Genomic DNA, 12,812 nt, shown 5'->3' on the forward strand with positions numbered 1-12,812 from the left:
GAAGAAATCGAACAGCGTGAGATATTCGAAAATCGCAGACATGGCCTGCTCCTCCTATTCCTCCGTGAAAAATCATAGCATGAAGAGGCGGAAGTTTCCACGCGGGAGTTGCAGCGTTGCCCATGCCTCCTGTGGCGCGGAAGAAGCGCCCGCCGGATTCTTTTCGCTGGCCGCTGCCAAGCCTTGAAAGCATTCGTGGTGGAGATTAAGAGACGGGGGACAGGAACCGCTTTTCAAAGAGCGAGAGGACATGATGGATTTCGAAGCAGCGCGCGCAAAGATGGTCGATAACCAGGTTCGCACGACGGACGTTACCTCGCATTCCGTGCTGACGGCGTTTCTCACGGTGCCGCGTGAGAGTTTCGTGCCGGAGAAGGCGAAGGTGCTGGCCTACATCGACAACGACGTCGAGATCTCAGCCGCCGCGCCCGGCAAGCCGGCCCGTTTCCTGATGGAGGCTTCGCCGCTCGCCAAGCTGCTGCAGCTGGCCGCCATCACCAAGGATGATTTCGTGCTCGAAGTCGGCTGCGGCACGGGCTACACCTCGGCGTTGCTGTCGATCATCGCCGGCTCCGTTATCGCGCTCGAATGCGACGAGGCGCTGGCCGCGGAAGCGAAGGCGAAGCTTGCCGGATACGGCAAGGTCGAGGTCGTCACCGGTCCGCTCGAAAAGGGCTACGCTGCCGGCGCCCCCTATGATCTGATCTTCATCAACGGCGCGGTCGAGGAGGTTCCTGCTACTCTTCTCGCTCAGCTGCGCGATGGCGGTCGCCTGATCACCGTCGAAGGTTACGGCAACGCTGCTCGCGCCAAGGTCTTCGTCGCCGAGCGCGGCGCGATTTCGGAAAACGTCTTCTTCAATGCCTCGGTCAAGCCGCTGCCGGGCTTTGCCAAGGCGCGCGAATTCGTTTTCTAAGCCGGGTCTTCATCGGTGAAATTCTGAAGCGGGCGACATCGGCGCCCGCTTTTTCGTCGGGTCGTCGGAAAGCTTTCACAAACGCCGCCTATCCTGAATCCTCCGCGCCGGATTGGATGGAAGAGGGCGCAAAAACGCTGCAGGCTTTCCTGCGGCAAGCATTGGGTAACAAAACTGTGCATGGCCGCACTCAATTGATTCGCGATGATTTTTTTCACGCCTGGGGTATTCTAAGGTCGCGGTGATTCGGATGACCGCTCCACACCATCCGGTCGTTGTTTTGGGATAACGGGGATAGATATGGCTCAGCCAAGTGTAGCGCGTGAACCGTCCATGGAAGAAATTCTGGCCTCCATCCGCCAGATCATCGAAAGCAATGAGCCTGGCGCCGGCAAGGCGATCTCTGCATCTCTGCCGCCGGTCTATGGCGCCGATGAAGAGGATAACGGCTCCGAAATCCATCTGACGGTTGATGACACCTATGCCGGCGTCGAATTCCCCGAGCCGGTCGCACGCTCCTCGTCCGATCCGCGCTTCGTCGCCGCCAATTCGGCCGGCACCGCTCCCGAACCTGAGGTGCCCGCCCGCGCAATGTCGCTGGCCGATGTCGCCGCCCGCGTGCGCGCCGCTTCCGAGCGCAGCGCCGCGCAGGCCGGTCAGGCGCTGCGCGAAATTCCAAGCGCCTTCCGTCAGCCCGAGCCGCAGCCGGCCGTGATGCCGGAGCCGCCGCGCGCCGCAGCGCCGCAGCCACAGCCGGCCGAACCTGTTTTCCCGGCCGCCGTAGAACCTGTCCAGCATGCCCCGATCCCTCAGCCGGCCGAGCCCATGTTCGCGGAAGCGCCGAGGGTCGCAGTCGCCGAGCCGGCGCCGGCCGTCGAAATGGCGCCGCCCGCACTGGAGCCCGCAGCCCAGTCGTCGACCGACCGTTTCCTGCCGAGCGTCATGGACGAAGTCCAGCCGACGCTGCTTTCGGAGGATGCCGGCCTGCAGATCAGCCGCTCCTTCGAGGAGCTTGCGGCCGCCATCGACGGCGCCGAACGCCGCTCGCTGGACGAGATCGCTGAGGACATGCTGCGCCCGATGCTGCGCGAGTGGCTGGACGACAACCTGCCGACGCTCGTCGAACGCCTGGTGCGCGAGGAAATCGAACGTGTGGCGCGCGGCCCGCGCCGCTGATCGGATTGCTTTTTCCTGGAAAAGCCGCTCCGGTCTCCGGGGCGGCTTTTTTATTGACTTGGCCGTGGCCATCCTATTTACAACCCCCATCCTCGAACCTCGAAATTGGTCAGAAAATGCTCGACAAGACCTATGATTCCGCTGCCGTCGAACCGAAAATCGCCGCCAAATGGGATGACGCGGATGCTTTCCGCGCCGGCGCGAACGCCAAGCCCGGGGCCGAGACCTTCACCATCGTGATCCCGCCGCCGAACGTCACCGGCTCGCTGCACATGGGTCACGCGCTGAACAACACGCTGCAGGACATCATGGTGCGCTTCGAGCGCATGCGCGGCAAGGACGTGCTCTGGCAGCCCGGTATGGACCATGCCGGCATCGCCACGCAGATGGTCGTCGAGCGCAAGCTGATGGAGCAGCAGCTGCCGGGGCGGCGCGACATGGGCCGCGAAGCCTTCATCGACAAGATCTGGGAGTGGAAGGCGGAATCGGGCGGGCTGATCTTCAATCAGCTGAAGCGCCTGGGTGCATCCTGCGACTGGTCGCGTGAACGCTTCACCATGGACGAAGGCCTGTCGAAGGCAGTGGTGGAGGTTTTCGTCACGCTCTACAAGGAAGGCCTGATCTACAAGGACAAGCGCCTCGTCAACTGGGATCCGAAGCTGCTGACGGCGATCTCGGACCTTGAGGTCGAGCAGCATGAGATCAAGGGCAATCTCTGGCATCTGCGTTATCCGCTGGAGCCGGGCGTCACCTATCAATATCCGGTTGCTTTCGACGAGGAAGGCAAGCCGACCGAATGGGAAACGCGGGATTATCTCGTCGTTGCCACCACGCGCCCGGAAACCATGTTGGGCGATACCGGTGTTGCGGTCAATCCGGAGGACGAGCGCTATAAGTCGATTATCGGCAAGCATGTCATCCTGCCGATCGTCGGCCGCCGCATCCCGATCGTCGCTGACAACTATGCCGATCCGACAGCCGGCACCGGTGCCGTCAAGGTCACGCCTGCGCATGACTTCAACGACTTTGACGTCGGCAAGCGGGCCGGCCTGCGCGCGATCAACATCATGAATATCGACGGCACGATCGCCATCAAGGACAACGAAGATTTCCTCGAAGGTCTCGACCATCCGGCCGCGCTCCACGGCGCCTGGGACCGCCTGGAAGGGCAGGATCGCTTCCACGCGCGCAAGGTCATCGTCGAAATTTTCGAAGAAGCCGGTTTGCTCGACAAGATCGAGCCGCACAAGCACATGGTCCCGCATGGCGACCGCGGCGGCGTGCCGATCGAGCCGCGGCTGACCGAACAATGGTATGTCGATGCCAAGACGCTCGCCGAACCGGCGATCGCCTCGGTTCGCGAAGGCCGCACCAAGATGGTGCCGAAGAGCTGGGACAAGACCTATTACGAATGGATGGAAAACATCCAGCCCTGGTGCGTCTCCCGCCAGCTCTGGTGGGGCCACCAGATCCCCGCTTGGTACGGCCCAGACGGCCAGGTCTTCGTCGAAAAGACCGAGGAGGAGGCGCTGCAGGCGGCGATCCAGCATTACCTCTCCCATGAGGGGCCGATGAAAGCCTATGTCGAGGACCTGCTCGAAAACTTCAAGCCTGGTGAGATCCTGACGCGCGACGAGGACGTGCTCGACACCTGGTTCTCCTCCGCGCTCTGGCCGTTCTCGACCTTGGGCTGGCCGGACGAGACGCCTGAGCTTGCGCGTTATTACCCGACCAATGTCCTCGTCACCGGTTTCGACATCATCTTCTTCTGGGTTGCCCGCATGATGATGATGGGCCTGCACTTCATGAAGGACGAGGACAGCAACCCCGTCGAGCCCTTCAATACCGTCTATATCCACGCGCTGGTGCGCGACAAAAATGGGCAGAAGATGTCGAAGTCGAAGGGCAACGTCATCGATCCGCTCGAACTGATCGACGAATACGGCGCCGACGCGCTGCGGTTTACCTTGGCGATCATGGCCGCGCAGGGTCGCGACGTGAAGCTCGATCCGGCCCGCATCGCCGGCTACCGCAATTTCGGCACCAAGCTCTGGAACGCCACGCGCTTCGCCGAGATGAACGGCGCCAAGAGCGATCCGCATTTCGTGCCGGAGGCGGCCGAACTCACCATCAACCGCTGGATCCTGACGGAACTTGCCCGTACGGAACGTGACGTTACGGAAGCGCTCGAAGCCTTCCGCTTCAACGACGCGGCCGGCGCGCTCTATCGCTTCGTCTGGAACGAGGTCTGCGACTGGTATCTCGAACTCTTGAAGCCGGTCTTCAACGGCGAGGATGAGGGCGCCAAGGCCGAAGCCCAGGCTTGCAGCGCCTATATTCTCGAAGAGATCTACAAGCTGCTGCACCCCTTCATGCCCTTCATGACCGAAGAGCTGTGGGCGCATACCGCGGGCGAGGGCAAGGAGCGCGATACCTTGGTCTGCCACGCCGAATGGCCGGCGCCGTCTTATGCCGACGACGCGGCTGCCGACGAGATCAACTGGCTGATCGACCTCGTCTCCGGTATCCGCTCTGTGCGCGCCGAAATGAACGTGCCGCCATCGGCAACTGCGCCGCTGGTCGTCGTCAAGGCCAACAACCTAACCCGCGAAAGGCTGTTCCGCCATGACGCCGCCATCAAGCGGCTTGCGCGCGTCGAGGCGATATCGCTGGCCGACGATGCGCCGAAGGGTGCGGCTCAGATCGTCGTGGCCGAGGCCACCATCTGCCTGCCGCTCGGCAATCTGATCGATCTTTCCGCCGAAAAGGCTCGCTTGGAGAAGGCAATTGCCAAGATGGACGGCGAAATATCCCGCATCAACGGCAAGCTCTCCAACGAGAAGTTCGTCGCCAATGCTAATCCCGAGGTCGTCGAGACCGAGCGCGAGCGTCTCGAAGAGCTGCAAGGGCAGATGACAAGCTTGAAGACCGCTCTTTCCAGGGTCAGCGAAGCCGGGTAACTTTCGAGAGCCGCTTTGGTAAGAAATTTCAAAGACGCGCCGTCGCCGGCGCGTCTTTTTTGCTGCCTGCAAGCACGCGATTCGGTCTCGAAAACGGCTAACTTCGGGCACTCGGGCTGTGGATTGTGGCTGTCCTTAGGGGCTGCGGGCGAAAACTGGCACTGTTGTCCGATTGATACAGCTTTCACGATGTTTGGAACGAACGTCTAAAAATCCTACGAAAGGATTCGATTGCCGGAATAAAATTTTATTAACCAGATTTTTTGACGTGTCCGTCAATCTCTTTACGTAAATTAGCCGCTGCAATGACCGGCGGTGCTGCCGTGGGCCGCGTTGCCATTTCCGGCGAACACTTACACAGTGTCGCCACATCAATTGCTGGAGTGGGGGAGACACAATGGCACCGCGTATGTTTTCCAAGGGCGTAACGTCGCTCGTTGTTTTTTCGTCGCTTGCCGCGCCGTCCTTTGCCGGTGGCCTGGAGCGCGGCGGATACAATATCGATCAGCTGTTCGATACGTCGCCTTTCTCGTTTCAGTCGGGTGTGACCTACGTCACACCGCAGCGCAAGCTGAAGGACGTTAGAGATACGTCGCTAACGGATGGCAATCTGAACAGCCGTCCGGACACAGCTGATGATACTTCAAACTACACCATCCCTTATATCGGCTTCAAAGCCGGCTTCGCCGATACGATCGATTGCCTCGTCGACTATTCCGAGCCCTTCGGTGGGCATACCGATCCCGGTGTGAACTGGGCTGGCGCCAACAATAACATCGAGACGGAGATCAAGACCCGCAACTATGGCGGCACCTGCTCCTATCGCTTTGATGTTGGCCCTGGGCAGCTTCGCTTCATTGGCGGCGCTTTCTATCAGGAAGTCGAAGGCTTCAAGGAGCGTCTGGTTGCAGCGCTTCCGTCCATCCTTGGCACCGGCATTGGCCGCCTCGATCTCGACGATAGCGGCTGGGGCTGGCGCGCTGGTCTCGCTTATGAGATTCCCGAGTATGCGATGCGGGCAAGCCTCGTCTACAACAGCCGCGTCAAGTACGATAACTTGACCGGGACTGTTGATCTCCGTCAGGTTCCGGTTGTCCCGACATTTGGAGGCCAAGTCACACCTGTTTTCGGTTCCGCCGAAGCGCCGGATTCGCTGGAGCTAAAACTGCAGAGCGGCATTGCTCCGGATTGGCTTGCCTTCGGATCGGTCAAGTGGACGAACTGGAGTGTCCTCCAGTCCGTAGCTTTCTGCCCGAAATCGACAAAGGGTCTGGCCGCCTGCACGGCGGGCGGCGCTACGGAACTCACTTCACTCGACCTTTTCTATCGTGACGGCTGGACCATCTCCGGCGGCGTGGGTCACAAGTTCAACGATCAGTGGGCCGGCGCAGTCAGCCTCACGTGGGACCGCGGCACCAGTCAGGGTTATGGTGCACAGACGGACAGCTGGACGCTCGGGCTCGGCGCCGCCTACACGCCGACTGAACATATCGAATGGCGTTTTGCCGGTGCAGTCGGCGTGTTGACGAGCGGTTCGTCCGGCACCTTCGAGTATAATGGCCAGACCTACGGCGACGACGTCTCCTATTCCTTCGACAACGATCTGGTCGCTGCACTGTCGACCAGCATAAAGATCAAGTTCTAATCACCCGATTTGAAGAATTGAGGAGCCCGGCACTGCCGGGCTCTTCTTTATTGGCGCCCGTTAATCATGTCATTTCCCGGCCTCGTTTTGTGACGATTCAGCAACAGTTTTTGATGACGGATGGCGTATGGTGGCGATGGGGCGAATTTGTCCATTTCCCGCCACAAAGAGGGAGCACCGCTATTTGCGGGCGAGGTGATGGCAGACTTACGGTGCGTGTAATTAGTAGCATGGGTCGATTTTTTTCCGGTAACACCAGATCGTACGGCGCGATTGGCGACAGTCGTTTGATTGCGGCCGTTTCCGGTCTCGCAATGACGCCGTCGATCCGCTCATCGTCGTCGTTTTCTGCCCGCTCGCATGGACAGCAGAGCGTCGCCGGAGATGTCGATACCGGTTTGGTCACATTTGCTATTTACGAATGCGATAAAGGCGGGAAGGCGGATGCCGCGCCTGCCGAAAGAATGCCGGGAAAATTGCAGTCGGACCATGCCGGGAGCCGGGTGGTGCTGAAAATTTGGCCTTTGCGAAAAGGCGGATGGGCTGGATGCGACGCGGGCAAAGGAGCCATGGAGCTCGCCGCGGGATCGCTCGCCTCGACGGGACACATCCGCGGGATGCACGGCGCAAGCGCCGTCGCCTGCCAGGGATGAACGAAAGAAATCGGTTGAAATGGTAACGTCCGAGTTCAAACTGTTCAAATTCATGCTGATGGGCATGTCGGTGGCCGTGGCGCTGGCCATGACTTGCCCGGCTCGCGCCTTCGACATCAAGGCCGGCGTCAGCAAGGAATCCGGTCCTTTCGATCTCTTCAAGTTCGGCTTCAAGGCCTATAAGAACGGACAGAAGGAAGAGGCGGTCGAGGCCTACAAATACGCCGCCGAAAAAGGCCATACCGGTTCGCGCTGGGCGCTTGCCAACATGTATGCCGATGGCGACGGCGTCACCCAGGATGATTTCGAAGCCTTCAAGATCTACAGCGAGATCGCCCAGCAGGGCGTCGAACCCGGCTCTGAAGATACAGGCTTCTTCGTCAACGCGCTGCTCTCGCTCGCCAATTATTACAAACACGGCATATCGGGCAGCCCCGTCAAGATCGATCTCACCCAGGCGCGCCAGCTCTATTTCCAGGTGGCCTCCACCTTCGGCGTTCCCGAGGCGCAGTTCCAGCTGGCGCAGATGATGCTGGCCGGCGAGGGCGGTTCTGCCAGCCCGCAGCAGGCGAAGAAATGGCTGAACCAGGCCCGCAAGAGCGGTCATCCCGGCGCCATGGCTGTGTTCGGCAATATTCTTTTCGACGAAGGCCAGACGGCCCGCGGCCTGGCGCTGATGACGGCGGCGCTCGACCGCTGCAAGCCGAAGGACTGCAACTGGATGGAAGCGCTGCAGGAGCAGGCCTTCTCGGTTGCCAACGAGGCCGATCGCCGCACAGCGGTATCGTTGTCCCACAGCATCTCCAGCGGCTCCGACGACTAGAACAGGATGATTTTAGGCTCTCTCGGCCTAAAATCTGAATCCTGTTCTAAATTAAAGAGTTAGAGCATGATGTCGCCCGAAAACCGCCTACAGTTTTCGGCATCATGCTCTTAAGCAATACCTCAGGCGGCGAAATCGAAATAGGCGATCACGGGCACGTGGTCGGACGGCTTTTCCCAAGCCCGCACATGTTTTTCGATCGCAGCCGACGTCATCCGGTCGGCCGCTTCCGGTGACAGCAGCAAATGGTCGATGCGAATGCCGTTGTTCTTCGGCCATGCACCGGCCTGATAATCCCAGAATGAGTAGAGCTGCGTCGCATCCGTTGTCGCGCGCACCGCCTCCGTCAGCCCGAGATTTTCGAGCCTGCGGAATGCCTCCCGCGTCTGCGGCAGGAACAGCGCGTCATTTTCCCAGACCTTCGGATCGAAGCAATCATGCGGTTCCGGGATGACGTTGTAATCGCCGGCAAGGATCAGCATCTCCTCATAGGCGAGCCGCTCGGCGGCGAAGGTCCGAAGGCGCTCCATCCAGGCGAGCTTGTAAGGATATTTTTCCGTGTCGATGGGATTGCCGTTCGGCAGATAGATGCAGCAGACGCGCAGAATGCGCTTATCGGCCAGCGTGAACACCGCTTCGAGAAAACGGGACTGTTCGTCCAGCGGGTCGCCGGGCAGGCCGCGGTTGACTTCGAACGGGGAGCTCTTGGAGAGGATCGCCACGCCGTTGAAGCCCTTCTGGCCGTGCGTCTCGACGTGATAGCCGAGCGCCTCGATCTCCAGCCTCGGAAACCCCTCGTCGATCGTCTTGATCTCCTGCAGGCAGACGATATCGGGATCGGAATCCTTGAGCCACTGGGTGAGATTGTCGATGCGCGCCTTGACGCCATTGATGTTCCAAGTCGCGATCTTCATCTCTTCGTCCTGTTTCGCTTCGCGCGCTTCTTTTATCGCGGTCTTTCACGACAGGACAAGACGATAAACCGGCCGGAAGCAATTCTTCGGCCGGTCGTTGGGGATAGTGCTGCAGGTTTAGATTTTCAGATCGAGAAGCTGGTGCCGCAGCCGCAGCTTGCGACCGCATTCGGGTTCTTGATCTGGAAGGATTGGCCGAGCAAGTTGTCGACGAAATCGATCTCCGAGCCTGCCATGTAGACGAGCGACAGGCTGTCGATCAGCACTTTGGCGTCGTTCTTTTCCACAATGATGTCGTCGTCTGCTGCGCTGTCGGCAAGGTCGAACTTGTAGGAAAAGCCCGAACAGCCACCGCCTTCGACGGAAACCCGCAACGCGCTCTTGCCGGCTTCCGCACCGATGATCGCCGCGATGCGCTTTGCCGCGGCGTCCGAAAGGGTTACACTCGTATCCGTCATGTTTCCTCCTGCCGGGGTCAAGATCCGGAGAGAATGGGTTTCGGCACTCGAATGTTCAAATGCCTGATATCAAAGACTTATCATGATCTTCGTTAAAAGGCCATGATGCGCCGAAGCGGTTTGGAAACACGCCTCTTTACCGTTTCATCGGGCTATAGGTATGAAGAGCGCAAAGCGGCGTCAATGGGCAGATGCGGCAACAGGCAGAATGACGGTGAAGAATGACGATTGACAGGCGGGCATTGGGATTTGGCGGCAGCGAAAGAGCAGTCTATGCGGCGGACCCCTGGACGACGCGCGGGCGCCTCTATCCGGAAGACGGCAGTCCGACGCGCTCCGATTTTCAGCGCGACCGCGACCGAATCGTCCACACGACTGCCTTCCGCCGGCTGAAGCACAAGACCCAGGTCTTCATCGCCCAGGACGGCGATCATTACCGAACGCGGCTGACACACACGATCGAGGTGGCGCAGATCGCCCGGGCGCTGGCCCGCGCTTTGAAGCTCGATGAGGATCTGGCCGAGGGCGTGGCGCTCGTCCATGATTTCGGCCACACGCCATTCGGCCATACCGGCGAGGATGCGCTGCACGAGGTGCTGCTGCCCTATGGCGGCTTCGACCACAATGCCCAATCCCTGCGCATCGTGACCAAGCTGGAGCGGCGTTATGCCGAATTCGACGGCATCAACCTGACATGGGAAAGCTTGGAAGGTCTGGTCAAACACAATGGTCCGCTGCTGACGCCCGATGGCGTCGGCACGCGCGGCCCGGTTCCGCAGCCGATTCTCGATTATTGCGAACTCCACGATCTCGAGATTGCAACCTATGCCAGCCTCGAGGCTCAGGTCGCGGCGATCGCCGATGATATCGCCTATAACACCCACGATATCGACGACGGGCTGCGCTCCGGTTACCTGACTTTCGACATGCTGGAGGAAATTCCGTTCCTTGCCGGGCTGATGGCCGAGGTGAGGGCGCGATATCCCCATCTGGAGCCCAGCCGCTTCACCCACGAGATCATGCGCCGTCAGATCACCCGCATGGTCGAGGACGTGATAAGCGTCGCGCAGCAGCGGCTTTCCCTCATCCGCCCGCAGAGCGCAGCCGATATCCGCGCCGCCGACAGGGTCATTGCCACCTTTTCGGAAGGGATGGCCGAAACCGACAGGCAGATCAAGGCGATGCTCTTCAAGCGCATCTACCGCAATCCCGATATTATGCGCATCCGCGCCGGTGCCGCCCAGATCGTCACCGACCTCTTTGGCGCCTACATGGCCAATCCCAAGGAGATGCAGAGCCATTACTGGGTGGATCATATCGCCGGCCTCTCCGACGCGCCGAAAGCCCGCCACGTCGGCGACTATCTCGCCGGCATGACGGACACCTACGCGATCAGCGCCCACAGGCGATTGTTTGACCACACTCCGGATTTGCGATAGGCAGCGGTCGCCCCGCCGAGGCCGATTTGCGCCTTGGCACAGCCTATGCATGGAAGAGTGCGATGAACCTTTTTACCGACTTCGAAGCCAGGATCAAAACCGCCCTTGAACAGATCGATCTGGTCAGGGAAAAGCGATCCGAGCTCGATTTCGGCCGCATCACCGTCGAGCCGCCGCGCGATGCGAGCCATGGCGATGTCGCGACCAATGCCGCGATGGTGCTGGCAAAGCCGCTCGGAAGCAATCCGCGTGCGCTTGCCGACGTCATCATCGCCAAGCTCAAGGAAGACGCCGACGTCGCCGACGTCTCGGTCGCCGGTCCAGGCTTCATCAATATCCGTCTCGCCGTCGGGTACTGGCAGCGGCTGCTCGCCTCGATGATCGGTTCCGGCACGGATTACGGCCGTTCGACGCTCGGCAAGGGCCGCAAGGTCAATGTCGAATATGTGTCTGCCAATCCGACCGGGCCGATGCATGTCGGCCATTGCCGTGGTGCCGTTGTCGGCGATGCGCTCGCCAACCTGCTGGCCTTTGCCGGCTACGGCGTCGAGAAGGAATACTACATCAACGACGCCGGCTCGCAGATCGACGTGCTCGCCCGCTCCGTCTTCCTGCGCTATCGCGAGGCGCTTGGCGAACGGATCGGCGAAATCCCTTCGGGCCTTTATCCCGGCGATTATCTCGTGCCTGTGGGACAGTCGCTTGCCGCCGATTATGGCGTGCGGCTGCACAATATGCCGGAAGAGCAATGGATGCCGATCGTCAAGGACCGCACGATCGACGCGATGATGGTCATGATCCGCGAGGATCTGGCGGCGCTGAACGTCCATCACGACATCTTCTTCTCCGAACGGACCCTGCACGCCGATGGCGCGGCGGCGATCCGTAAGGCGATCAACGATCTGACCTTCAAGGGCTATGTCTACAAGGGCACGCTGCCGCCGCCGAAGGGCCAGCTTCCCGAGGACTGGGAGGACCGCGAGCAGACGCTTTTCCGCTCGACCGAGGTGGGCGACGACATGGACCGGCCGCTGATCAAGTCGGACGGCTCCTACACCTATTTCGCCGCCGACGTCGCCTACTTCAAGAACAAGTTCGACCGCGGCTTCGACGAGATGATCTATGTGCTCGGCGCCGATCATGGCGGCTACGTCAAGCGCCTGGAAGCGGTTGCACGCGGCGTTTCCGACGGCAAGGCGAAGCTGACGGTGCTGCTCTGCCAGCTCGTCAAGCTCTATCGCAACGGCGAGCCGGTGAAGATGTCGAAGCGCTCCGGCGATTTCGTGACACTTCGCGACGTCGTCGAGGAAGTCGGCCGTGATTCGGTCCGCTTCATGATGCTTTACCGCAAGAATTCCGAACCGCTCGACTTCGATTTCGCAAAAGTGACGGAACAGTCGAAGGATAATCCGGTCTTTTACGTGCAGTACGCGCATGCCCGCTGCATGTCGGTCTTCCGGCAGGCGAGGGAGGCTTTCCCCGGCCTCGAAGTTTCGCCCGAGGATCTTGCGAAAACCGTTGCTGGCATTGGCGATCCGGCCGAATTGCAGCTTGTCGCCAAGCTCGCCGAATTCCCGCGGGTGGTCGAGGCGGCGGCCCAGTCGCAGGAGCCGCATCGCATCGCTTTTTACCTCTACGACCTCGCCAGTTCGTTCCATGCGCACTGGAACAAAGGTAAAGATCAGCCGGAATTACGATTTGTTAATGATAAAAACCGAGAATCAAGTATTGCCAGACTTGGGCTGGTGTACGCCGTCGCGTCGGTTTTGAAGTCGGGACTTGCCATTGCAGGCACTGCAGCACCTGACGAAATGCGATAACGTCACCA

10 protein-coding genes are annotated in these 12,812 nt (G+C 60.3%); 8 read left to right on the forward strand and 2 right to left on the reverse strand.

The annotated features are described in order from the left end of the window. Positions 1–250 precede the first annotated feature (250 nt). From ATY76_RS13615 to exoR, 6 genes are all read left to right on the forward strand, one after another. Complete coding sequence (locus tag ATY76_RS13615; protein ID WP_190233650.1) at positions 251–916, forward strand: protein-L-isoaspartate O-methyltransferase; 666 nt, start codon at positions 251–253, stop codon at positions 914–916. 300 nt (positions 917–1,216) lie between these two features. After that, positions 1,217–2,092, forward strand: a complete 876-nt coding sequence (locus ATY76_RS13620; RefSeq protein WP_088675278.1) for a DUF2497 domain-containing protein — start codon at positions 1,217–1,219, stop codon at positions 2,090–2,092. A gap of 116 nt (positions 2,093–2,208) precedes the next feature. Then, entirely contained in the window at positions 2,209–5,052 is a 2,844-nt protein-coding gene (locus tag ATY76_RS13625) for a valine--tRNA ligase (RefSeq protein ID WP_088675279.1), read from the forward strand. Positions 5,053–5,449: 397 nt separating this feature from the next. After that, on the forward strand, positions 5,450–6,697 hold the full coding sequence (locus ATY76_RS13630) for an OmpP1/FadL family transporter (RefSeq protein WP_088675280.1): 1,248 nt from the start codon (positions 5,450–5,452) through the stop codon (positions 6,695–6,697). A 230-nt stretch (positions 6,698–6,927) separates the two neighbouring features. After that, entirely contained in the window at positions 6,928–7,350 is a 423-nt protein-coding gene (locus ATY76_RS13635; RefSeq protein ID WP_088675281.1) for a hypothetical protein, read from the forward strand. A gap of 19 nt (positions 7,351–7,369) precedes the next feature. Continuing rightward, entirely contained in the window at positions 7,370–8,173 is an 804-nt protein-coding gene (gene exoR, locus ATY76_RS13640; protein ID WP_088675282.1) for an exopolysaccharide production regulator ExoR, read from the forward strand. 122 nt (positions 8,174–8,295) lie between these two features. On the opposite strand, the gene xth is transcribed toward exoR, so the two are convergent. Both xth and erpA read right to left on the reverse strand, forming a co-directional pair. Next, positions 8,296–9,087 carry an exodeoxyribonuclease III gene (gene xth, locus ATY76_RS13645; protein ID WP_088675283.1) on the reverse strand — a complete coding sequence of 264 codons (792 nt, stop codon included), beginning with the start codon at positions 9,085–9,087 and terminating at the stop codon, positions 8,296–8,298. A 125-nt stretch (positions 9,088–9,212) separates the two neighbouring features. Next, positions 9,213–9,545, reverse strand: coding sequence for an iron-sulfur cluster insertion protein ErpA (erpA, locus tag ATY76_RS13650; RefSeq protein WP_004674150.1), 333 nt, complete (start codon positions 9,543–9,545; stop codon positions 9,213–9,215). A 221-nt stretch (positions 9,546–9,766) separates the two neighbouring features. On the opposite strand from erpA, the gene ATY76_RS13655 reads away from it, so the two are divergent. Next, positions 9,767–10,984, forward strand: coding sequence for a deoxyguanosinetriphosphate triphosphohydrolase (locus ATY76_RS13655; RefSeq protein ID WP_088675284.1), 1,218 nt, complete (start codon positions 9,767–9,769; stop codon positions 10,982–10,984). 62 nt (positions 10,985–11,046) lie between these two features. Next, positions 11,047–12,804, forward strand: a complete 1,758-nt coding sequence (argS, locus tag ATY76_RS13660; RefSeq protein ID WP_088675285.1) for an arginine--tRNA ligase — start codon at positions 11,047–11,049, stop codon at positions 12,802–12,804. Positions 12,805–12,812: the final 8 nt, after the last annotated feature.

The sequence above is a fragment of the Rhizobium sp. R339 genome (genome assembly GCF_002211395.1).
In the GTDB taxonomy this organism is placed as follows: domain Bacteria; phylum Pseudomonadota; class Alphaproteobacteria; order Rhizobiales; family Rhizobiaceae; genus Rhizobium.

Coding starts and splice junctions, on each gene's coding strand:
- erpA (WP_004674150.1), bottom strand. CDS start 9,545: ATGACGGATACGAGTGTAACCCTTTCGGACGCCGCGGCAAAGCGCATC.
- ATY76_RS13630 (WP_088675280.1), top strand. CDS start 5,450: ATGGCACCGCGTATGTTTTCCAAGGGCGTAACGTCGCTCGTTGTTTTT.
- ATY76_RS13620 (WP_088675278.1), top strand. CDS start 1,217: ATGGCTCAGCCAAGTGTAGCGCGTGAACCGTCCATGGAAGAAATTCTG.
- argS (WP_088675285.1), top strand. CDS start 11,047: ATGAACCTTTTTACCGACTTCGAAGCCAGGATCAAAACCGCCCTTGAA.
- exoR (WP_088675282.1), top strand. CDS start 7,370: ATGGTAACGTCCGAGTTCAAACTGTTCAAATTCATGCTGATGGGCATG.
- ATY76_RS13615 (WP_190233650.1), top strand. CDS start 251: ATGATGGATTTCGAAGCAGCGCGCGCAAAGATGGTCGATAACCAGGTT.
- ATY76_RS13655 (WP_088675284.1), top strand. CDS start 9,767: ATGACGATTGACAGGCGGGCATTGGGATTTGGCGGCAGCGAAAGAGCA.
- xth (WP_088675283.1), bottom strand. CDS start 9,087: ATGAAGATCGCGACTTGGAACATCAATGGCGTCAAGGCGCGCATCGAC.
- ATY76_RS13625 (WP_088675279.1), top strand. CDS start 2,209: ATGCTCGACAAGACCTATGATTCCGCTGCCGTCGAACCGAAAATCGCC.
- ATY76_RS13635 (WP_088675281.1), top strand. CDS start 6,928: ATGGGTCGATTTTTTTCCGGTAACACCAGATCGTACGGCGCGATTGGC.